Here is a 20,854-nt window from a genome sequence, read left to right on the forward strand (position 1 = left end):
GGCTGGTCCCCTACGAGTTTATACGCTTCCTTAACTTCACAAGTTTGTGAAAGTAGCGTACGTTCAGAATCATGACGAAGGCAATCACGGTCTCCGGCCTGCGCAAGTCGTTCGGGCGGACACACGCACTTGACGGTCTCGACCTGGAAGTCGAGACGGGTGAGGTCCACGGCTTCCTCGGCCCCAACGGCGCCGGCAAGTCCACCACCATCCGGGTCCTGCTCGGCCTGCTGCGCGCCGACGGCGGCGCCGCCCAGCTCCTCGGCCAGGACCCGTGGAACGACGCGGTCGAGCTGCACCGCCGCCTGGCGTACGTGCCGGGCGATGTCACGCTGTGGCGCAACCTCTCCGGCGGCGAGGTCATCGACCTCTACGGGCGGCTGCGCGGCGGCCTGGACAAGGCGCGCCGCGCCGAGCTGATCCAGCGCTTCGAGCTGGACCCGACCAAGAAGGGACGCACCTACTCGAAGGGAAACCGGCAGAAGGTCGCCCTGGTCGCGGCCTTCGCCTCCAATGTCGACCTGCTCATCCTGGACGAGCCGACCTCCGGCCTCGACCCGCTGATGGAGGAGGTCTTCCAGAGCTGTGTCGCCGAGGAGCGCGACCGCGGCCGTACCGTGCTGCTGTCCTCGCACATCCTCAGCGAGGTCGAGTCGCTCTGCGACCGCGTCAGCATCATCCGCAAGGGAAAGACCGTGGAGAGCGGCTCCCTCGCGCAGATGCGGCACCTGACCCGCACCAGCCTCACCGCGGAACTGGTCGGCACCGCCGACGGGCTCGCCTCCCTGCCCGGCGTGCACGACGTCGAGGTGCAGGGCGGCAAGGTCAAGCTGCAGGCCGACACCGACAAGCTGGACGCGGTGCTGCGCGCGCTCACCGACGCCGGGGTGCGCTCGCTGATCTCGACGCCGCCCACCCTGGAGGAGCTGTTCCTGCGGCACTACCAGACCGACGGCGACGAGACGGCCGCCCAGGACCAGGGCCGGGAAGCGGTGGCCCGATGACCGCAGTAGCCCTGCCCGTCGCCCGAAGCGGCGGCGGCTCCCGGCAGTTCGCCGGAACCGGCGCCCTGCTGCGCCTGGCCCTGCGCCGCGACCGGGTCATGCTCCCGGTGTGGGTCCTGGTCGTCGGCGGCGTCGTCGGCGGCGCCGCGGGCGGACTCAAGGGTGTCTACGACACCGCCGAGAAGCGCGCCCAGGTCGCCACCGACATGACCGGCAACAGCTCGCTGCGCGCCCTGTACGGGCCGGTCTTCGACGACTCCATCGGCGGCCTGGTTGCCTGGCGCTACGGGGCCTTCGCCACCGTCATCGCCGCGGTGCTGAGCCTGCTCCTGGTCGTACGGCACACCCGTGAGGAGGAGGAGACCGGCCGCCAGGAGATGGTCTCCTCCGCGATGGTGGGCCGCCGCGCCCCGCTGACCGCGGCGCTGCTCACCGCGCTGATCGCCAACCTCGGCATCGTGCTGCTCGTCACCGCGGGGCTGTCCGCGGAGGGGCGGAGCGGCGCCTTCGCCTTCGGTCTCGCGCTCGGCGGGGTCGGCATGCTCTTCGCGGGGATCGCCGCGATCGTCGCGCAGATCACCGAGAGCGCCCGGCTCGCCAAGGGCATGACGGCGGCCGTCCTCGGCGTCTTCTTCGCGCTGCGCGCCGCGGGCGACGCCGCCACCGACGACGCCTCCTCCCCGCTGAACTGGATCTCCCCGCTGGGCTGGGCGGAGAACGTCCGCTCCTTCGGCGAGGAACGCTGGGGCGTCTTCGGCCTGTTCGCGCTCGCCGTGCTGGTCACGGTCGCCGCGGCCTACACCCTCGCCGGGCGCCGCGACCTCGGCCTCAGCTTCCTGCCGCCGCGGCCCGGGCCCGCCGAGGGCAGGCTCGCCACCGCGGGCGGTCTGGCCTGGCGGCTCCAGCGCGGCAGCCTCTTCGGCTGGACGGCCGGCTTCCTGCTCGCCGGGATCCTCTTCGGCGGCATGGCCGACGGCGCCGCCGACCTGGTCGGCGACAACGAGTCCACCCGTGACCTCTTCGAGCGGATGGGCGGCCAGTCCGGCATCACGGAGGCCTTCCTCTCCTCGATGGTCAGCCTCTTCGGCATGATCGCCGCGCTGTACGCGGTCGCCTCGGTGCTGCGCCTGCACGGCGAGGAGACCTCCCAGCGCGCCGAGCCGCTGCTCTCCAACGCGGTCAGCCGCATCACCTGGGCGGCCGGCCACCTCGCCGTCGCCTTCGGCGGCGCGGCCGTGATCCTGCTCGCGAGCGGCGCCGGCATGGCCATCGGCTACGGCGACCAGGCACCGGACATCCTGGGCGCCAGCCTCGTGCAGGTCCCCGCGGTGTGGGTGCTCGCCGGGATCGCCCTCGTCCTGTACGCGGTGGTGCCGAAGGCGGCCACCCTGGGCTGGGCGGCGGCGGGACTGTGCCTGGCGCTGGGCTGGATCGGCCCGGCGGCCGACCTGCCCCAGTCGGTCATGAACATCTCGCCCTTCGGCCACCTGCCGAAGCTGCCCGGTCCCGAGATGCACTGGACGCCCGTCGTGGTGCTCCTGGTCCTCTCGGTGGCCCTGGTCGCCGCGGGCCTCGCGGGCCTGCGCCGCCGGGACCAGATCTCCTAGTACATCTCCCCGTACGGGAGCGGATCTCCCCCCGCCGGACCCGTACGACCGGACCCCGTACCGGAGTCTCCCGCCACCGCGATCCGCGGCCGCCGGAGCTCCCAGAACCGCCCGTGACCAGGGACCCCCCGCCCTGGTCACGGGCTTCCGTCCCCTTCATCCCTCCCCCGAGGCGCCCCCGGTCCGTCCCAGGCCGGGGGCGCCGTGCGTGCACCGGCCCCGCCCCCAACCGGGGCTTCCCGTACGGCGGTTCAGACCGCCACCCGCAGTTCGCTCAGCCCGCGGATGACGAAGCCCGGCCTGCGGAGCGGCGGTGCGGCCAGGCTCAGCCGGGGCGCGCGGCGGAGCAGGGCACCGAAGGAGGCGGTGAGTTCGATACGGGCCAGGGGCGCGCCGAGGCAGTAGTGGATCCCGGCGCCGAAGCCGATGTGCGGGTTGTGGCGGCGGCCGAGGTCGAGGCGGTCGGGTGCGGCGAAGACCTCCGGGTCGCGGTTGGCGGAGCCGAAGAGGAGGGCGACCTCGCTGCCGCGCTCCAGGACGGTGCCGCCGATCTCGATGTCCTCCAGGACCCAGCGCTCGAAGAGCTGCAACGGGGTGTCGTGGCGCAGGAGTTCCTCGATCGCCGTGGGCAGCAGAGCGGGTTCGGCGCGCAGCCGGGCCAGCTCCGCGGGGTGGCGGAGCAGGGTCCACCAGCCGCCCGCGGTGCTGTTGACCGTGGCCTCGTGCCCGGCGTTGAGCAGCAGCGCGCAGGTGGAGATCATCTCCTGCTCGCTCAGTCTGCCCGGGGCCGCCTGCCGCTCCGCACCGCTGTCGTCGAGGTCCTCGTCGTGGGCGGCGATCAGCGCGGAGATCAGGTCCTCGCCGGGCCTGCCGCGCCGCTCGGCGATCAACTCCCGCAGATAGGACGAGAATTCGGCCGAGGCTTGCACCGCCCGCCGTGCCGTCTCCGGCCCCGGGTTCAGCTCGTACATCCCGCAGATGTCCGCCGACCAGGGCCGCAGCAGGTGCCGGTCGGCCTCGGGGATGCCGAGCATCTCGGCGATCACGGCGACCGGCAGCGGCTCCGCGAGGGCGCTCACCAGGTCGCCGCCGCCGCTCTCGACCAGATCCTCGACCAGTTCGGCGGCCAGCCGGTGCACATAGGGGACGAGCCGCTCGACCGTGCGCGGGGTGAAGGCCTTGGCGACCAGCCGCCGGATCCGGGTGTGCGCCGGGGCCTCCAGGTCGAGCAGTCCGTTGTCGTTGAGCAGATGGAAGGGCGCGTGCTCGGGCGGCGGCGGGGTGCGCCCGAACTCCTCGTGGCTGAAGCGGTGTTGGTAGGTGCGGCCGAGGCGCCGGTCGCGCAGCAGCGCGGAGACGTCGGCGTGCCGGGGCACCAGCCACTGCCCCGAGCCCTCGAACCAGTGCACCCGCCCGGCGGCGCGCAGCTCGGCGTAGGCGGGGTACGGGTCGGCGACGAACTGCGGGGACTCGGGCGCGAAGACGGACATGCGCCGACGGTAACCGCGCCGGGGAGGCAGGTGAACCGGCCGGGGCCTCCGTGTCGTGCCCACCGCCCTCCCTCACCCCCGGCGGCGTCCGGCCCCGCGCGTCCCGGAAGGGCTCGGCCGCGTCCCGGAAGGGCTCGACCGGCACCGGCCCGGTGTCCCGATGCCCTTGCTCACCAGGCCAGTTGGCGGATCTCCTCGGCCACCACCGCGCAGGCGTCCGCCGCGGGGTCGATGAGCGGGAAGTGCCCCACCTCGTCGAGCAGGGTCAGACCGACCGGCTCGCCCGCCTCCGCCGCCGCGTCCGCGTACGACTCGGAGACCGCGGCGGGCACCACGATGTCCTCCCGGCCGTGCACCAGCGTGGTGGCGATCCCGGTCGGCAGCAGTGAGTACGGGTCCGCGAGCCGCAGCCGCGCCGGGAACTCGTCCCGGGGACTGAGGAGTTGGCACACCGCCCCGGCGCACACATTGAGCTTGTCGGCCAGCGCGAGATCGGCGATCGGGGCGAGCGCCACCACCCCGCGCAGCGCGGGCGTGGTGGGCGCGTACCAGGACGAGTCCTTCGGCAGTACGTGGCGGGCGGCGCCCCACAGCGCGAGATGGCCGCCCGCCGAGTGGCCGGTCAGCACCAGGCGGCGGACATCGGCCTCCGGCAGGGCCGTGCGTGCCAGGTCGGGGAGTGCGTCCAGGGCGGCGGCCACATCGTCGAAGGTGTCCGGCCAGCGCCCGGCCCGCAGCCCGCCGCCGGGCGCGGCGGCGGCTCCGCGGCGGTACTCCACGTTCGCCACCGCGAGTCCGCGCCGGGCGAGGAAGTCGGCGAAGGGGCTGAGGTGGCCCCGGTCGTAGGGCGCCCGCCAGGCGCCGCCGTGCAGGGCGACCACCAGCGGGACCGGTCCCTCGACGGCGCCGCGGGGCGCGTAGAAGTCGATGACCTGCTCGGAGCCGCAGCCGTAGGCGGCAGTGGCGTCCGGGGGCACCGGCCGGTGCGCGAACGCCGCGCTCTCCTCGGCGGCGTCGCGGGCCGCGGCCGCCCGGCCGGCCTCCCCGGCCGCGCCGCCGCCGGGGCCTGTCGCGTCCTCCGCCTTCCAGGGGGCGGGACGGGCGGAGGTACGCCCCTCCGCGTAACGATCCGCCGCACGGGCGGCGCCGCCGCCGCGCCCGCCGGAGGCCTCCGGCGGATCGGCCTCGTCGTCCGGCATGGGCAACCTCTCCAAGGGCCGGGTGTCCGGAGCGGGTTCCTCCGGACAGCTGACAACTGACAACTGTTGATTATTGAACGGACGGTAGCAGCCCGCCCTCTGCGGTGATCGACGGATGCCGAAGCGGTTCCGGTTGCGTCGGCGGGGTGGGGGTTGCGGGGAGGGTCCGGCGGGGTGGCGGCCCGGCAGGTGGGGCGGCGCGGAGGCACGTGAGGGCCGCGGGAGGACCGCGGGAGAGCGTTTTCTCTCCTGCGGTCCTCCCCCATCCTCGTCAGGCGCGGCCCTCCCGCTCCTCCCGCTCCTGCCGTTCCTCCTCAGGGCTTCGGACTCAGGCAACTTCTCCTGTACGCAGCGGAGTCAGGTTCATACGTCCGGGAAGTGGGCCTTTGCCGACGGGAGTTGCGGCCCGACCTGGGCGGTTCACCTATGCCCTGCGCGTAGTTGACGTCCCCTCAGGCCAGTTCCTCCGCGAGTGCCCTGGCCGCCCGTTCCACCTCGGCGAAGCCGACGTACAGCGGGGTGAAACCGAAGCGCAGGACGTCCGGGTGGCGGAAGTCGCCGACCACCCCGCGGGCGATCAGGCGGCGCATGACCTCCCCGGCGTCCGGGCAGCGCAGGGCGACCTGGCTGCCGCGTTCGGCGTGCGCGAGCGGGGTCACGGTCTCCACCCGGCCCGGCGGGACGTACCCGGCGACGCACTCCAGGAAGAAGTCCGTGAGCCGGAGCGACTTGGCCCGCACCGCCTCGACCGAGACCCCCTCCCAGACGTCGAGCGCGGCCTCCAGCGCCAGCATCGACAGGATGTCCGGGGTGCCGACCCGGCCGCGCAGGGCGCCCTCGGCGGGCGCATACCGCGCCTGCATGCCGAAGGGTTCCGCGTGCGAGTTCCAGCCCGGCAGCGGGGAGTCGAACCGGGGCTGGTGCTCGCGGCGCACGTACAGGTACGCGGGCGAACCGGGGCCGCCGTTCAGGTACTTGTACGTACAGCCCACCGCGAGGTCCACGCCGTGCTCGTCCAGGCCGACCGGCAGCGCGCCCGCGCTGTGGCACAGGTCCCAGACGGCGAGCGCGCCCGCCTCGTGCACCGCGGCGGTCAGACCGGGCAGGTCGTGCAGCCGCCCGCTGCGGTAGTCGACGTGGTTGAGCAGCACCGCGGCCGTCCGCGGCCCGAGCGCCGCCCGGACCTCGCCCGGGTCGACCGGGCGCAGACGGCAACCGGTCATCCGCGCGGCGGACTCGGCGATGTACCCGTCGGTGGGGAAGGTCGTCGCGTCCACCAGGATCTCGTCCCGGACGGGGGGCGCGTCGAGGGCGGCGGACCCGTCCCGGGCGGGCGGGGCCGGGGAGTCGACTCCGTTGGCGCGCACGTCGGTTGACTGGCCCTCAACCTCCTTGTCCGGGGCGCCGGTTGACCGCTGCTCGCGTCCCTGGACCAGCCGTACCGCGCCGACCAGTGCCTTGAAGACGTTCACGCTCGTCGAGTCCCCGACCACGATCTGCCCGGGGGCGGCGCCGACCAGGGGCGCGATACGGTCCCCGAGGCGTTCGGGAGCGCTCCACCAGCCGCTCTCCTCCCAGGACCGGATCCGCAGCTCACCCCACTGGCGTGCCACCACATCGGCCACCCGCCCGGGCACCGAACGCGGCAGCGCGCCAAGGGAGTTGCCGTCCAGATAGACGGTCTCGTCGAGGACGAACAGCTCGCGGTACGCGGCGAGTTCGTCCACCGCGTCGAGCGCCGCGGCCCGCTCGGCAAGGCTCTCGACGGGGCTGCCACCGGGAGCGTGCGCCTCTCCCCTCCCGACCTCTCCGCTCCTGACCTCTCTGCTCTCGTCCGTGCTTGCGCCGACCTCGTCCGTGCTTGCGCCGACCGGGTTCATCCGGGTCCCTTTCCCTCCCGACACTGCTGCCCCCTCAGACACGGCTGCGCGCGGACCACAGTTCGGGGAAGACGTTCTTGGTGGCACGTTTCTCCAGCCAGGCGACGCCCGCCGAGCCACCGGTGCCGACCTTCGAGCCCATCGCGCGGCGGGTGGCGACCAGATGGTCGTTGCGCCAGCGCCAGACGAGTTCGGCGACATCGGTCAGCGCCTCGCCGAGCCGCTGCTCGGGCGCGCTCTCCTCACCGGAGTAGATCCGCGCCCAGATCTCCTCGACCTCGGGCGAGGACTGGTACTTGAGCCGCAGGTCGCGCTCCAGCACGGCGTCGGGCACGGGATGGCCGGCGCGGTGCAGGAAGCGCAACACCTCGTCGTACAGGCTGGGTTCGGCGAGCGCCTTCTCCAACTCGGCGTACACACGCGGGGATCCGCGGTGCGGCACGAGCATCGACGCGGACTTCTCGCCGAGCAGGAACTCCATCCGCCGGTACATCGCCGACTGGAAGCCCGAGCCCTCGCCGAGCGCGCTCCGGTAGGAGTTGAACTGCGCCGGGGTCAGCTGCGCGAGCGGCGTCCAGGAGGCGTTCAGCGCCTCCAGCTCGCGCACGCTGCGCTTGAGCGCGGCGATCGCGACGGGCAGGTCCTCACGGCGCAGCGCGCGTGAGGCGGTCTCCCACTCGTGCACGAGCACGGTGAACCACAGCTCCATGACCTGGGTCGTCACCAGGAAGACCATCTCTCCGGGATCCTCGGAGAGCGGGTGCTGCAAGTGGGTGAGGACGTCCGCCTGGACATAGTCCTCGTAGGGGGTGGTGTCCGCGAAGTCGAAGTTCGGCGCCTCGGGGTTGTCGGCGTCCACCGCTTCGGGGGCGTCACCGTGCGCTGCTTCAGGAGTCTCGCCGTGCGCCGCTTCGGGGATCCCGCCGTGCGCCGCTGCGGGGGTCCCGCCGTGGGGGTGTGCGGCTTCGGGGCCGTCGTGCCCGGTCGCGGGGCTGTGGGTGTGGACGGCTTCGGGGCTGGGGGTGTGCGCAGCTTCGGGGCCGTGGCCGTGCGCCGTGTCGGCGGCTTGCCCGGCGCCGGGGTGTGGGGCGCCGGAGTGCTCTGCGCTGGAATCCCGGGCTTCGCGGGTCCTGCCTGCGAGGCCCTCACCGCCGGGGGATCCGCCGCCGGGGCCGCCGTTCGCGGGGCCTCCGGGCTGCGCGCCCTCCGTGTCGAGATGCGGTGTCTCGTGGGACATTCGCTGTCTCCTCGGTACTGCTCCGGGTAGCGGTCCGCCCCTGCCATGTCGGCACGGGGGCCCCGGTCCCCACCGGGCATCCTCCGCAATCGTGCCCGGAAAAGGCAAGGCCCGCCTGGTCACACAGGGTGAGCCCTGCGTGACCAGGCGGGCGGGTGCCGCGGTGCGCGCTTCGGCCGGGGTCAGGGCCGCGGCCGAACCGGGCGGCTTCGGCTTCGGCTTCGGCTTCAGCCGAGGGTCTGGGCCGCGGCCGGCGAGGAGTCCTTCAGGAACTGGGTGCAGCGCTGGTGCTCCTCGCTCTCGCCGATCGCCTGGGCGGCGCGGGCGAGCCCGTGCAGGGCGCGCAGGAAGCCCCGGTTGGGCTCGTGCTCCCAGGGCACCGGCCCGTGGCCCTTCCAGCCGGCGCGGCGCAGGGCGTCGAGCCCGCGGTGGTAGCCGGTCCGCGCATAGGCGTACGACTCCACCACGCGCCCCGCCTCGAAGGCCTCGTCGGCCAGCTGCGCCCAGGCGAGCGAGGAGGTCGGGTACTTCGCCGCCACTTCGGTGGGCGGGGTGCCGCCGGCCAGCAGCTCACGCGGCTGCGGATCGTCGGGCAGCTCGGTCGGGGGCGGTCCCCCGAGCAGGTTCTCGTGAATTCCCATGGGTTCAAGTCTGGCAGGTGCGGGTGGGGTGGGGGCATGGGTGAGTTTCCCGGGGCCCCGGGCAGGGGTAGTAACCATGTACTACCCTGGAGTCATGGAAACTGCCACGGCTCGCGAGTTCAACCAGAACGCGTCAAGGATCCTCGCCGCCGCCGAGAACGGCGAGCGCGTCACGGTCACCAAGAACGGTCGGCCCGTGGCCATACTGTGCCCGGTCGGCCAGCGAGAGGTACCGCCCTATCCCGTCGACCCGATGGGCCCGGACGAGGCCGCGCCGGTCTTCACCGCCGCCGGTCCACCGGTCGACTGGAGCGGCGGACGCGGCGAGTACCTGGCCGGGTTCGGCCAGTGACCGACGTACTCATCGCGGACACCTCGGGGCTCTACTCCTTCTACGTCCAGTCCGAGCCGGATCACGCGGCCTGCCGCAAGGCGGTGGCCGAAGGCGCGCACCTCGTGATCAGTCCGCTGGTCCTCACCGAGCTCGACTACCTGCTGACCACGCGGATCGGCCCCGACGCCGCCCAGCAGGCGCTCTCCCACATCCGGGACGCCACCGGCCTGCGCCGCTATGCCGTACCCGAGGTGGAGGCGCACCTGGGCAAGGCGCTCAGCGTCATGCACCGCTACCCGCACATCCAACTGACCGACACGATGAACGTCGTACTGGCCGCCGAGTACCACACCGATGCCGTGCTGACCTTGGACCGGCGCCACTTCCACGCGATCCGACCACTGACCGGGCACCCGGCTTTCCGTCTGCTGCCCGACGACGTGTGAACCGGGGCCGGTGCCCCCGCTCGGGGGCACCGGCGCTCCCACGACACACCGGCGCAGGGCCCGGCCCCGCCGAAGCGGAACCGGGCCCTGGGACGCGCGGGAGAGCGCCGGACTACTTCAGGCGGGTGCCCGTGGAGCGCAGGTGGCCGCAGGCCTCGGTGACGCGCTTGGCCATGCCCGCCTCGGCGGACTTGCCCCAGCTGCGCGGGTCGTAGACCTTCTTCGAGCCGACCTCGCCGTCGACCTTCAGGACACCGTCGTAGTTGCGGAAGACGTGGTCCACGACCGGGCGGGTGAAGGCGTACTGGGTGTCGGTGTCGATGTTCATCTTGACGACGCCGTTCTCCAGGGCGGTGAGGATCTCCTGCTCGGTGGAGCCGGAGCCGCCGTGGAAGACGAAGTCGAAGGGCTGCGACCCCGCGGGCTTGCCGTACTTCGCGGCGACGCCCTCCTGGAGGTCCTTCAGGAGCTCGGGGCGGAGCACGACGTTGCCCGGCTTGTAGACGCCGTGGACGTTGCCGAAGGAGGCGGCGAGCAGGTACCGGCCCTTCTCGCCGAGGCCGAGGGCCTCGGCGGTGCGCAGGGCGTCGTCGACGGTGGTGTACAGCTCGTCGTTGATCTCGTGGGTGACGCCGTCCTCCTCGCCGCCGGTCGGGGTGATCTCGACCTCGAGGACGATCTTGGCGGCGCGGGCCTCGGCGAGCAGCTGCTCACCGATGCTCAGGTTGTCGGCGAGCGTCTCGGCGGAGCCGTCCCACATGTGCGACTGGAAGAGGGGCTCGGCGCCGTTCTTGACCCGCTCGGCGGAGATCGCGAGCAGCGGGCGGACGTAGCCGTCGAGCTTGTCCTTGGGGCAGTGGTCGGTGTGCAGCGCGACGTTCACGCCGTACTTCGCGGCCACGATGTGCGCGAACTCGGCGAGCGCCACCGCACCGGTGACCATGTCCTTCTTGTACTGGCCGCCGAGGAACTCCGCACCGCCCGTGGAGATCTGGATGATGCCGTCGCTCTCCGCCTCGGCGAAGCCGCGCAGCGCCGCGTGCAGGGTCTGCGTGGAGGTGACGTTGATGGCCGGGTAGGCGAACTTGCCTGCCTTTGCCCGGTCGAGCATCTCGTTGTAGACCTCGGGGGTTGCGATGGGCATCTGTCCGCTCCTTGATGGTGTGCGGGGTGTCTGTGGTACCGACCCTGATCCAGGGGAAGGCGACGGCGGCGCTGCCTGTCGTCCCGGTTCATCTTCGCAGACCGCCCGCCCGTCGTCCCCGCCGGTGCGGTGGGCGCCGTTCCGCTACGGGGCCGCCCGGCGCACTACCGACGGGTACGGCCGCGCGGCCGCGCTGACCGCCTCAGTCGAGCCCCAGCTCGTCCTTGGAGAAGGCGAAGAGGTACGGGACGCCGGCGCCCTCGGAGATCTTCTCGCCCGCACCGGTCGCCCGGTCCACGATGGTGGCCACCGCGACCACCTCGCCCCCCGCCTCCCGCACCGCCTCGACCGCGGTGAGCGGGGAGCCGCCGGTGGTGGAGGTGTCCTCGACGACGAGCACCCGGCGGCCCTCGATGCCGGGCCCCTCGACGCGGCGCTGCATGCCGTGCGCCTTGGCGGCCTTGCGCACCACGAAGGCGTCCAGGCTCCGGCCGCGCGCGGCGGCGGCGTGCAGCATGGCCCCGGCGACCGGGTCCGCGCCCATCGTCAGCCCGCCGACCGCCTCGTACTCCAGGTCCGCGGTCAGATCGAGCATCACCTGCCCGACCAGCGGGGCCGCCTCGCCGTCCAGGGTCACGCGGCGCAGGTCCACGTAGTAGTCCGCCTCCAGGCCGGAGGAGAGGGTCACCTTGCCGTGCACCACGGCCTTGTCCTTGATCTGCTGCAGCAGCGCGCCACGTACGTCACTCATGGGCGAAATCCTACGGGCCGCCTCCGGCACACCCCCGGTTGTCCACAGGCGCCCGGAAAACGGCCCCGCCCCGCAGAGTTATCCACAGGCCTGGCGCGCAGCCCCGATTCCCCGTAACCCTAGAGCCGTCGCCAGGACCAGGTCATGGACGTTTCGAGGGGGTCGATGGGTGTGACAAGGCGCGGCTCGGTGTTGATGCCATTGGGAGGACCGGTCTGCGGTTCCACGCAGACGGCGGCCTCCTGCTCGTCGAAGACGACGACCCACTGCTCGCGGCTGCTGACCTTGAGTTCGAGCTGCCCGGGCCAGGTCAGGGTGACATCGACACCGTCCGGCATACCGAAGCAGTCGTCCCAGGGACCCGGCGTCGGGTCCAGTCGCTTGCCGGTCGGCAGCTTGTCCTCACCCCGCTGCTCCTGCCAGGCGGGCGCGAAGTCCAGCCGCACGTCCTCGGTGTCCTTGCCGAGGTTGCGCAGAAACCACGGATGCCAGCCCGCCTGGGCGGGGAAGGAGTCGTCATAGGTCTCGATACCCATGGTGAAGGTCACCGCGCTGCCGTCCGCGGCGAGTTCGACCAGCTGGGTCACGGTCCCCGGATAGGGCCAGGGAGCGTGCGGATCGGCTAGTTCGTAGGTGAAGGTCGCGGTCGTGTCGCTGTGCCGGGCGGTGCGCCAGGGCAGGTTGCGACCGGTGCCGTGGATGGCGTGCGGCGGGGCGTTGAGCGGCATCCGGTGCTGGAGCCCGCCGTTGCGGAACTGCCCGTCCCGCATCCGGCCGCACCAGGGCACCATCGGGAAACAGCCGTAGCGCTCCCCCTGACGCAGCAGCTCCGTGCCGCCGATCCGCAGACTCTGCACCCGGCAGCCGTTGTCCGGCCGCACGGTCACCTCCGCGTCGCCCGCGGTCAGCGTGATGGCATCCCTACTACTCACGCAGCCGACCCTATGGGGTGCGGGGGTGGGGGGCATGCGATGGGGTGGGTGTGGGGGTGAGACGGGCGCGGGGTGGTGGGGCGGTGTGGTGGGTGGTGGGGCGGGGGGGGGGGAGGGCCCCCAGAAGCGGAAGTGGCCAAGGAAACTGCTCGCCGCATGGCCCCCGGCCAGCCCCGCCCGCGCATACCGCGCCCTCGGGCTGTCTCCTTCCACCTCAGACCGCCTCGGCCCCCTCGACTCGGCTCCTCGGCTCGGCTCCCTCGGCCCGCGAAGTCACCGCCGTCGGCGCAGGGCCCGCCCGACGACGATGGCCGAAGCCACCACCAGTGCGGCGGCGGGTGCCGCCCAGCGCAGAGTGGCGCCGGCCGCGAAGGAGTCGGGCGCGAGGACGGGGGCGTACCGGCCGCGCGGGGGTGCGTGGTCGACCTCCTCCGCGCTGCGGCCGATCATGGTGCGCCGGGCGTGGGCGGCCTCGGCCGGGGGTTCGGCGTGCTGCTCCGTGCCTGCCCCCGTCGTACCTTCGAGCGCCTCCTCGTCGAGGTCCTCGTCGCCGTACGGTTCCAGGGAAGGTGGCGGCACCTCGGCGTCGAACAGCGAGGAGGAGGACGGCGCCTCACCCGCAGCGGCGGCATCCCCTGATCCGGTATCTCCTGATCCGTCGCCCGCGGATCCCGAGCCCCCTGGCCCGGAGTCCTCGGACCCGGAGCCCTTGGACCCGGCGCTCTCGGCCCCCGAGCCCTCCGACCCAGACGAGTCCGCAGCCCCCGAAGAGTCCCCGGCCCCGCCCTCCTCAGCGCCCCGACCGCCCCGCCCGCCCCGCTCCACGCCCTCACCGGCAGCTCCGGTACCACTCGTAGTGCCGCCCTCGGGCGACCTCGCAGCGGAACCTTTCGGCGAGCCCGCCGAGCCGACGTCCTCCGGCGAGCCCGCGGTGCCGGTAGTGCCGGTACCCCGCCCCCCACTGCTCCCTCCACTGCTCTCCCCGCTGCCCTCCGCGCCCCGCCCCACGTTCTCCGCGAACCGTGTGAGCAGGCGGCGGAGGGCCGACTCCACGGTCTCGGCGGGGAGTTCGGTGAGGCGGCCGTCGGCGGTGCCGGTGCCGGAGAAGGTGAGGGTCGTGCCGCCCGGGGCCTCGGTGAGACTCAGGTCCAGGGTGAAGGAGACGGTGCCGGTGCCCCGGGCCTCGGTGGCCTCGCCCTGCGCGGTGAACGTGCCGTCGGCGCTCCCGTCGAGGCTCAGCCGACCGCGGTAGGTGACGCTGGTGTTGCCGAGGCGCAGCTTGAGCCGACCGGTGACCGGGGCGGCGCCCGCGTCCTGCTGCAGCCCGGGCACCGCGCGAGCCGCCCGTGCCGGGTCTGCGAGGGCCCCTCTCAGGGGTGCGGCGGGCAGCGGAACGAACACCTCATGCTCCATGTCGGCCGAGCCTACCCACGGCTCCCCTCCACATGCCCTCCCCGGAACCGAAACAACCGCCCCGGTTTTCGCCGCTCACCCCGCCCCACGACCCCACGGACACCTACCGGCACTCACCACCATCGAGCCCCACCCGCACCACCCGCCCCGCGCCCCTCACCCACCGCCGCCACCTGCGCGCACGCTCACCCGCACGCACACCTGCACCCGCACCCCGCGCCCCACACACCAAGCCCCACACACCGAGCCCCTCACCCCCCATACCGCGGATGCACCAACGTCGAAGGCCCCGGCGCCTCCGCACCCCGCCCCCGCTGGGCCGCCCGAGCCCCCTCCGCGAGGTCCGCCGAGTCCAGGGACCTCAGCCGCGGCCCCGCCGAGTCCAGCCCGAGGACAGGCGCCGTACGCCCGGCGAGGACGAACCCCCAGTCCCCGGCGGCCCGAGAACGGCCACGGCCAGCACCCACCCCCGACGCTGTTCCCGACCCCGACCCCGACCCCGACCCCGACCCCGACCCAGACCCCGCACCCTGACCAGCCACCGAACCCGCACCGGACCCCGCACCGGATCCCCCATCCGCACCCGCACCCGCACCCGCACCCAAAGCGGACCCACCCCCCGCCCCGACCCCCAACCCCCCAACCCGATAAGGCACCGTCCGCAGCCCCGCCGCGCGGATGCTCGCCTCGACGGTCCAGAAGCTGCGGGAGCCCGCGGCGAAGGGCCCGGCGTGGACGAGAAGGCGGCCGCGCGGGGCGAGGCGGCGTGCGGCGAGGCCGTAGAACTCCTGGGAGTGGAACTTCGCGCCCGCGGTGCCGCCGGGGCCGGGCAGATCCGAGACGATGACGTCGTACGTACGGGTGGTGGTGCGCAGCCGGGCGAAGGAGTCGCCGGTGCTGAGGTGGACGCGGGGGTCGCGGAGGGCGTGGCCGTTGAGGGCGCTCAGGGCGGGGTCGGTGCGGGCGAGGGCGGTGACGCCGGGGTCGGCCTCGACGATGTCCACGCGCCGGACGTCCCGGTGGCGCAGCACTTCGCGGGCGGCGAGGCCGTCACCGCCGCCGAGGATCAGGACGCGGGTGTGCGGGCCGTTCATGGCGGGGTGGACGAGGGCTTCGTGGTAGCGGCGTCCGTCGCGGGCGCTGGCCCGCAGGCGTCCGTCGAGGAAGAGGTCGAGGGGGCCGTCGGGTCCGCCGGTGAGGACGACTTCCTGCTGTCCGGTGCGCAGGGCGACGCGTACGCCGTCGCCGTAGACGGCTCTGCGGGCGGCGCGTTCGAAGTCGTCGACGAGGGCGGCGGCGGTGCCGAGGATCAGCAGGACGGCGAGGTTGGCGGCGAGCAGGGCGCGCCGGGCGCGGGGGCTGACGTCGCGGCGGAAGAGGCCGAGGACGAGGGCGGCGCCGGCGACGGCGTTGACGCTGCCGGTGAGGAGGGCGCCGGTGAGCTGGCCGAGGCGCGGCAGGAGGAGGAAGGGGAAGGCGAGTCCGCCGACGAGGGCGCCGACGTAGTCGGCGGCGAAGAGGTCGGCGACGGCGCCGCCCGCGTCCTGTCGCCGGATGCGCTGGATGAGCACCATGAGCAGGGGTACTTCGGCGCCGATGAGCAGGCCGATGGCGAGGGAGAAGGCGACGAGGAGCCAGCGGGAGCCTTCGGCCCAGGCGCCGCCCCAGCCGCCGGTCCAGGCGAAGACGGCGTAGAGGGCCATGGCGCTGAGGCCGCCGACGAGGGCGAGGAGGGCTTCGAGGGCGCCGAAGGCGACGGCGGCGCGGGGGCGGAGGCGTTTGGCGAGCAGGGAGCCGATGCCCATGGCGAAGACCATGACGGAGAGCACGACGGAGGCCTGGGTGACCGAGTCGCCGATCAAGTAGGAGGCGAGGGCGACGAGTTCGAGTTCGTAGACGAGTCCGCAGGCCGCGCAGACGAAGACGCCCGCGAGGACGAGGAGGCGTCCGGTCCGCTCCCGTACCGGCAGGGGGGCCGGGGTGCGGCCGCTCCTGTCGGGGCGGGGGCGGACGGCGGTGGGCGGTTCGATCACCCGGGGAACGCTACGTCACCGTCCGGGGCCGTCCGGTCACCCACACACGTGATTCCGGACAGCGCCTGGGCGAGGGGGTGTTCAGAGGGCGGCGGTGACGGGGGCGCCCACCCGGGTGCGGGTGGCGACGAGTTGACCGTCCTGCGGGTAGGCGTGCCAGGTGCGCCAGTGGACTTGGCCGTCGTGGCACTGGGCGAGGAGGGCGGTGAAGGCGTAGGGGCTGCCGGGGAAGACTCCGGCGAGGCCGTGCGGATGCTCGGAGACGAGGGCGATGAGTTCCTGGGCGCGGCCCGCGAACTGCCCCTGGGAGAGGGTCTCGACGCGGGCGGCGAATTCGTATTCGCGGTCGCCGATGCGCTTGGCGACACCGAGGGGTAAGGGGGTGCGGCTGCCCGGGATGCAGGCGACGGTCTCCGAGCAAATGCCTTCCTCCTGTTCGAGGATGACTTGGTGGGAGGCGCCGAGGAGTCGCAACTGGAGGCGGACGTTTGAGAGTTCAAGGTCGAGGGAGGCGAGCGCGGGCAGTGGTTCGCGCCCAAGGGCCCAGGCGAGGTCGTCCGCGCGCGTGTCTGAATAGGCGGTGTTCAGGGTCGTGAGCATGGGTCGGCTCCGCTAAGCACGCTGAGGAGTTGAGGCCGGCGCTTCCCGGCGTGGGGACCGCGGATCGGCCCGGAGAGGACCGGGAGATCGGTGGTGCCGGCTCGTGCCCACGAGTTGTTCCGAGGGCTGCGCTGACGCGTAGAGGGAATCATGAACTGCGCTGCCGCCACAGCGATTTTACCCAACTTCGTAGGATTTCCATCCCCCCGAGGGCTGCACAGTTCACCTGTTCTCCCGCCATGACGAAGCGCCCGCCGGATACGGTTCCCGACGGACGCTTCTTGTGGCCGGTTCGTTTCCCCCGTTCCCCCGTTCCCCCGTACCGGCCGTGTGCGGGCCCGCTCTCGCGCCGCGGGCCCGCGCGGGCCGGACCTGTCCCCCCTGCGCCGTCCGGCCCGGGCCGGGTGCTGCCCCGTGACGGCACCCGGTCGTCTGCGCGTGAGGCGGGAGGGCGCCTCACATGGTCCGGTGGATCTCCCCGCGGGATCCGGGCAGTCGCCCCGCCCGGTCCTGTGCCGCGGGAGTGCGGCCGGTCAGCCGCCGCCTCCGCCGCAGCCGCCGCCACCGCCGCCGCAGCCGCCTCCGCCGCCACCGCAGGAGGAGCCCCCGCCGCAGGACGAGCCGCCGCCGCACGAGGAGGAGCCTCCACCGCCGCAGACGTATCCACCGACGGCGCCGCCTCCGGCCGTGCCGCCTCCCACGCCACGGCGGCGGGAGCGGCGGCGCGAGGGGTCGTGCCCGTCCGCGTACCAGCTCTTTCCGGCCCCTCTGCGTGAGGAGACCTGCAGGGAGAGTGCGCCGATCACGACGAGTACCACGATCATCCCTCCGATGCTCCACAGCAGCATGGAAACCACCTCTTCCTTTCCCCCGTACCGGCCGGGAGGGCCGGTCCTTTCCTGCGCAGGCGATTCCGGCGGCCTTGCCACTTCCGACGACTTCGCCGCCACTTCTGACGCGTTCGCCTGCTTCGGCTTCCGCTTGTCAGTTCACTTCTGAGCGTCTTTCCCGCATTCCGGTTCCGGCGCTCCCCGCCCCTTCCCCTTCCGGTTCCGCTCGTGATTCCGCTTGTGCCGCGCGATAACGCCTTCTCCCGTGCTCCCGGTCCGCGGAGAACTGCCCGTCTCCGGGTTCCGGCGTACGGATCTTCTTTTCCGCGCGGCTGTCCCGAAGATTCCCGAAGGGGTGCGGTCTCAAAGGCGAGTTGAGGAACTCCAGAGGTTCGGCGGGGGAAACTGAGCTTTCCCAGAGCTTTCCCGGTTCGGTCGGGACGGGCGGCCGCGGGCGCCGGAGGCTGGCAGCATGAGGCGGGGCGGAGCCCCTGGCGAGGACGGATACGGGAACGGATACGAGGACGGTGCCGAGGATGGGTGGAGCGATGGGTGACAGGCCGCTGCTGAACCGGAGGCTGGCGGGGCACGGCTCCACGATCTTCGCGGAGATGTCGGCGCTGGCGGTGAAGACCGGGGCGATCAACCTGGGTCAGGGCTTCCCCGACACGGACGGCCCCGAGGAGGTCCGCGAGGCGGCGGTACGTGCCCTGCGCGACGGCCGCGGCAACCAGTACCCGCCCGGCCCCGGCGTCCCCGAGCTGCGCGCCGCGATCGCCGCACACCAACAGCGGTTCTACGGGCTGGACTTCGACCCCGACTCCGAGATCCTGGTGACCGCGGGGGCCACCGAGGCGATCGCCGCCTCGATGCTGGCCCTGCTCGAACCGGGCGACGAGGTCATCGCCTTCGAACCGTTCTACGACTCCTATGCCGCGAGCATCGCCATGGCCGGGGCCACCCGGGTCCCGCTGACCCTGCGCGCCCCCGATTTCCGCCCCGACCTGGACCGGCTGCGGGACGCGATCACCCCGCGCACCCGCCTGCTGCTGCTCAACTCCCCGCACAATCCGACCGGTATGGTCCTCACCCGCGAGGAGGCCCTGGCCCTCGCGGAGATCGCCGTGGCGCACGATCTCCTGGTGGTCACCGACGAGGTGTACGAGCACCTGGTCTTCGAGGGCGAGCACATCCCGCTGATCTCGCTGCCCGGCATGCGCGAGCGTACGGTGTCGATCTCCTCGGCGGGCAAGACCTTCTCGTTCACCGGCTGGAAGGTCGGCTGGGTGACCGCTTGCCCCGCTCTGGTGGCCGCCGTGCGGACCGCCAAGCAGTATCTGACCTTCGTCTCAGCCGGCCCCTTCCAGTACGCCGTCGCCGAGGCCCTGGCGCTGCCGGACTCCTACTTCACCGGCTTCCGCGAGGATCTGCGCGGCAAGCGGGACCTGCTGGCCGCGGGGCTGGCGCGGGCGGGCTTCGCGGTGCACCGCCCGCAGGGCACGTACTTCATCACGACCGATGTCTCACCGCTGGGCGAGAAGGACGGCGTGGCCTTCTGCCTCGCGCTGCCGGAGCGCTGCGGGGTGGTCGCCGTCCCCAACTCGGTCTTCCACGACGACCCGGAGGCGGGCCGCACCCAGGTCAGATTCGCCTTCTGCAAGCGCCACGAGACCTTGACGGATGCGGCGGAGCGCCTGGCGGGACTGGGGCGCTGAGGCAGGGTCGTACGAGCCGCTGGGGCACGGCCGTACGGACCGCTGGGCACGGCCGCCCGGACAGCCCGCGTGCTCCGAACGGCCTTGCCCCGCAGGCGGGTTCAGTGCGCCCCCGAGTCCCCCGCACCGTCCAGCGCGCACTCCCGCAGCAGCTCCCCCGGACCGGCCCCCGGCGGGCGCGGGACCGTGTGGCTCGGGGGTGGGGGTGTGCCGTGGCCGAGCCAGGTCTCCAGGGCGGTGAAGGCGGAGCGGTGGCAGGGCAGGAGGGGGCGGAGGCGGTCGGGGAAGGTGTCGGCGAGGGCGTCGGTGTGGGTGCCGTCCTCGATGCGGTAGTAGCGGTGCAGGGCGCCGCGCCCCGCCTGCTTCACCATCCGGGCGTAGACGTCGGAGTCCCGGCTGATGGGCAGCAGGACGTCGAGAGTGCCGTGCAGGGTCAGCAGGGGCTTGCCGAGGCGGCCGGTGAGGGCGATCCGCTGGACGGCGCGGTGGACCCGCGGGGGCCGGTCGGCGTAGGCGTAGTCGGCGTCGCAGTGCGGGGTGCCGGGGGTGCAGTACGGGGTGCCCGCCTCGGTGGCCCCGTCGTAGCCGGGGTCGAACTCCTCGCGGTAGACACGCTGGGTGAGGTCCCAGTAGTTCTGGTGGTGGTACGGCCACAGGAACTCCGAGCCGCGCGGCTGGCCCGCCGCGTACAGCGCCTCGCGGGCGCGCCCGGCACCCGGTCCGCCCGCCGCGTAGTCCGGGTAGTGGCGCAGTACGGGCGGCAGGAAGCCGAGGAGGTTCGGGCCCTCGGCGCGCCAGAGGGTGCCCTCCCAGTCGACGCCGCCGTCGTACAGCTCGGGGTGGTTCTCCAGCTGCCAGCGCACCAGGTAGCCGCCGTTGGAGAGGCCGGTGGCGAGGGTGCGGGACGGGGGCCTGCCGTAGCGCTGGGTGGTCAACGCCTTCGTGGCGCGGGTGAGTTGGGTCAGCCGGTGGTTCCATTCGGCGACCGCGTCGCCGGGGCGGCGGCCGTCGCGGTGGAAGGCGGCGCCGGTGTTGCCCTTGTCGGTGGCGGCGAAGGCGTAGCCGCGGGAGAGCACCCAGTCGGCGATGGCGCGGTCGTTGGCGTACTGCTCGCGGTTGCCGGGGGTGCCGGAGACGACGAGGCCGCCGTTCCAGCGGTCGGGCAGCCGGATCACGAACTGGGAGTCGTGGTTCCAGCCGTGGTTGGTGTTGGAGGTGGAGGTGTCGGGGAAGTAGCCGTCGATCTGGAGGCCGGGGACGCCGCGGGGCACGGCCAGGCCCGCGGGGGTCAGCCCGGCCCAGTCGGCGGGGTCGGTGTGCCCGGAGCCGGTGGTGCCCGCGGTGGTCAACTCGGCCAGGCAGGCGGTCTGTTGGTGCGCGGCGCCGGGGACGCGGAGCTGCCCCTGCCGCGCGCAGTGGGCGTCCGTCCGCGACTTCGCCGCGGCGCCCTCCCCCGCCGGTGCCGCGACGGAGGGCGGGGCGGCGACGGCCAGCGGCAGCCCGAGTGCGGCCACCGCGAGCAGGCACCGCAGGGCACGGGGGCGGCGGCGTGGCCGTCCTGCGGGAGTGCCGGGGAACGGCATACGGGCCTCCGGGGG

17 protein-coding genes are annotated in these 20,854 nt (G+C 73.3%); 5 read left to right on the plus strand and 12 right to left on the minus strand.

The window, feature by feature from the left end; translation table 11 throughout:
• Window positions 1-71 precede the first annotated feature (71 nt).
• Both HFV08_RS10725 and HFV08_RS10730 read left to right on the plus strand, forming a co-directional pair.
• On the plus strand, window positions 72-1,004 hold the full coding sequence (locus HFV08_RS10725) for an ABC transporter ATP-binding protein (RefSeq protein WP_168538226.1): 933 nt from the start codon (window positions 72-74) through the stop codon (window positions 1,002-1,004).
• Window positions 1,001-2,611 carry an ABC transporter permease gene (locus HFV08_RS10730; protein WP_168538227.1) on the plus strand — a complete coding sequence of 537 codons (1,611 nt, stop codon included), beginning with the start codon at window positions 1,001-1,003 and terminating at the stop codon, window positions 2,609-2,611. The genes HFV08_RS10725 and HFV08_RS10730 overlap by 4 nt, the downstream gene beginning before the upstream one ends.
• A 251-nt stretch (window positions 2,612-2,862) precedes the next feature.
• On the opposite strand, the gene HFV08_RS10735 is transcribed toward HFV08_RS10730, so the two are convergent.
• The 5 genes from HFV08_RS10735 to HFV08_RS10755 form a co-directional block, all read right to left on the minus strand.
• Window positions 2,863-4,101 carry a cytochrome P450 gene (locus HFV08_RS10735; RefSeq protein ID WP_168538228.1) on the minus strand — a complete coding sequence of 413 codons (1,239 nt, stop codon included), beginning with the start codon at window positions 4,099-4,101 and terminating at the stop codon, window positions 2,863-2,865.
• 170 nt (window positions 4,102-4,271) lie between these two features.
• Window positions 4,272-5,300 (minus strand): alpha/beta hydrolase, encoded by a 1,029-nt coding sequence (locus HFV08_RS10740; protein WP_168538229.1) that lies wholly within the window; start codon window positions 5,298-5,300, stop codon window positions 4,272-4,274.
• 452 nt (window positions 5,301-5,752) lie between these two features.
• Window positions 5,753-7,180, minus strand: coding sequence for a kynureninase (locus tag HFV08_RS10745; RefSeq protein WP_168538230.1), 1,428 nt, complete (start codon window positions 7,178-7,180; stop codon window positions 5,753-5,755).
• A gap of 34 nt (window positions 7,181-7,214) precedes the next feature.
• Window positions 7,215-8,039, minus strand: coding sequence for a tryptophan 2,3-dioxygenase family protein (locus HFV08_RS10750; protein WP_312885527.1), 825 nt, complete (start codon window positions 8,037-8,039; stop codon window positions 7,215-7,217).
• Between the two features lie 605 nt (window positions 8,040-8,644).
• Window positions 8,645-9,058 carry a DUF3151 domain-containing protein gene (locus HFV08_RS10755; RefSeq protein WP_168538232.1) on the minus strand — a complete coding sequence of 138 codons (414 nt, stop codon included), beginning with the start codon at window positions 9,056-9,058 and terminating at the stop codon, window positions 8,645-8,647.
• 94 nt (window positions 9,059-9,152) lie between these two features.
• On the opposite strand from HFV08_RS10755, the gene HFV08_RS10760 reads away from it, so the two are divergent.
• Complete coding sequence (locus HFV08_RS10760) at window positions 9,153-9,410, plus strand: type II toxin-antitoxin system Phd/YefM family antitoxin (RefSeq protein WP_168538234.1); 258 nt, start codon at window positions 9,153-9,155, stop codon at window positions 9,408-9,410.
• Entirely contained in the window at window positions 9,407-9,838 is a 432-nt protein-coding gene (locus HFV08_RS10765; protein ID WP_168538239.1) for a PIN domain-containing protein, read from the plus strand. The genes HFV08_RS10760 and HFV08_RS10765 overlap by 4 nt, the downstream gene beginning before the upstream one ends.
• A gap of 112 nt (window positions 9,839-9,950) precedes the next feature.
• On the opposite strand, the gene fbaA is transcribed toward HFV08_RS10765, so the two are convergent.
• The 6 genes from fbaA to HFV08_RS10795 form a co-directional block, all read right to left on the minus strand.
• Window positions 9,951-10,982: a class II fructose-bisphosphate aldolase gene (gene fbaA / locus HFV08_RS10770; protein ID WP_040250390.1), complete on the minus strand. Its 1,032-nt coding sequence runs from the start codon at window positions 10,980-10,982 to the stop codon at window positions 9,951-9,953.
• Between the two features lie 202 nt (window positions 10,983-11,184).
• Window positions 11,185-11,733: an orotate phosphoribosyltransferase gene (gene pyrE / locus HFV08_RS10775; RefSeq protein WP_040250393.1), complete on the minus strand. Its 549-nt coding sequence runs from the start codon at window positions 11,731-11,733 to the stop codon at window positions 11,185-11,187.
• Window positions 11,734-11,852: 119 nt separating this feature from the next.
• Window positions 11,853-12,665, minus strand: coding sequence for an aldose epimerase family protein (locus tag HFV08_RS10780; RefSeq protein ID WP_312885507.1), 813 nt, complete (start codon window positions 12,663-12,665; stop codon window positions 11,853-11,855).
• Between the two features lie 273 nt (window positions 12,666-12,938).
• The gene (locus HFV08_RS10785) at window positions 12,939-14,078 is read right to left on the minus strand and encodes an SRPBCC domain-containing protein (protein WP_168538243.1); all 1,140 of its coding nucleotides are present in this window, start codon (window positions 14,076-14,078) and stop codon (window positions 12,939-12,941) included.
• A 251-nt stretch (window positions 14,079-14,329) separates the two neighbouring features.
• The gene (locus HFV08_RS10790; RefSeq protein ID WP_168538244.1) at window positions 14,330-16,111 is read right to left on the minus strand and encodes a polyamine aminopropyltransferase; all 1,782 of its coding nucleotides are present in this window, start codon (window positions 16,109-16,111) and stop codon (window positions 14,330-14,332) included.
• Between the two features lie 81 nt (window positions 16,112-16,192).
• The gene (locus HFV08_RS10795) at window positions 16,193-16,711 is read right to left on the minus strand and encodes a DUF2617 family protein (protein ID WP_040250401.1); all 519 of its coding nucleotides are present in this window, start codon (window positions 16,709-16,711) and stop codon (window positions 16,193-16,195) included.
• Between the two features lie 1,378 nt (window positions 16,712-18,089).
• Here HFV08_RS10795 and HFV08_RS10805 point away from each other — a divergent pair.
• On the plus strand, window positions 18,090-19,256 hold the full coding sequence (locus HFV08_RS10805; protein ID WP_168538245.1) for a pyridoxal phosphate-dependent aminotransferase: 1,167 nt from the start codon (window positions 18,090-18,092) through the stop codon (window positions 19,254-19,256).
• Window positions 19,257-19,357: 101 nt separating this feature from the next.
• On the opposite strand, the gene HFV08_RS10810 is transcribed toward HFV08_RS10805, so the two are convergent.
• A complete protein-coding gene (locus HFV08_RS10810) occupies window positions 19,358-20,839 on the minus strand; it encodes a 3-hydroxybutyrate oligomer hydrolase family protein (RefSeq protein ID WP_168538247.1) in 1,482 nt (493 codons plus the stop codon).
• Window positions 20,840-20,854: the final 15 nt, after the last annotated feature.

The organism is Streptomyces physcomitrii, from assembly GCF_012273655.1.
Classification (GTDB): domain Bacteria; phylum Actinomycetota; class Actinomycetes; order Streptomycetales; family Streptomycetaceae; genus Streptomyces; species Streptomyces physcomitrii.

What these genes read in the sequence shown, in the direction of transcription:
- HFV08_RS10745 (WP_168538230.1), bottom strand. Translation starts at nt 7,180, where the DNA reads ATGAACCCGGTCGGCGCAAGCACGGACGAGGTCGGCGCAAGCACGGAC.
- HFV08_RS10735 (WP_168538228.1), bottom strand. Translation starts at nt 4,101, where the DNA reads ATGTCCGTCTTCGCGCCCGAGTCCCCGCAGTTCGTCGCCGACCCGTAC.
- HFV08_RS10795 (WP_040250401.1), bottom strand. Translation starts at nt 16,711, where the DNA reads ATGCTCACGACCCTGAACACCGCCTATTCAGACACGCGCGCGGACGAC.
- fbaA (WP_040250390.1), bottom strand. Translation starts at nt 10,982, where the DNA reads ATGCCCATCGCAACCCCCGAGGTCTACAACGAGATGCTCGACCGGGCA.
- HFV08_RS10740 (WP_168538229.1), bottom strand. Translation starts at nt 5,300, where the DNA reads ATGCCGGACGACGAGGCCGATCCGCCGGAGGCCTCCGGCGGGCGCGGC.
- HFV08_RS10810 (WP_168538247.1), bottom strand. Translation starts at nt 20,839, where the DNA reads ATGCCGTTCCCCGGCACTCCCGCAGGACGGCCACGCCGCCGCCCCCGT.
- pyrE (WP_040250393.1), bottom strand. Translation starts at nt 11,733, where the DNA reads ATGAGTGACGTACGTGGCGCGCTGCTGCAGCAGATCAAGGACAAGGCC.
- HFV08_RS10725 (WP_168538226.1), top strand. Translation starts at nt 72, where the DNA reads ATGACGAAGGCAATCACGGTCTCCGGCCTGCGCAAGTCGTTCGGGCGG.
- HFV08_RS10760 (WP_168538234.1), top strand. Translation starts at nt 9,153, where the DNA reads ATGGAAACTGCCACGGCTCGCGAGTTCAACCAGAACGCGTCAAGGATC.
- HFV08_RS10785 (WP_168538243.1), bottom strand. Translation starts at nt 14,078, where the DNA reads ATGGAGCATGAGGTGTTCGTTCCGCTGCCCGCCGCACCCCTGAGAGGG.
- HFV08_RS10805 (WP_168538245.1), top strand. Translation starts at nt 18,090, where the DNA reads ATGGGTGACAGGCCGCTGCTGAACCGGAGGCTGGCGGGGCACGGCTCC.
- HFV08_RS10730 (WP_168538227.1), top strand. Translation starts at nt 1,001, where the DNA reads ATGACCGCAGTAGCCCTGCCCGTCGCCCGAAGCGGCGGCGGCTCCCGG.
- HFV08_RS10755 (WP_168538232.1), bottom strand. Translation starts at nt 9,058, where the DNA reads ATGGGAATTCACGAGAACCTGCTCGGGGGACCGCCCCCGACCGAGCTG.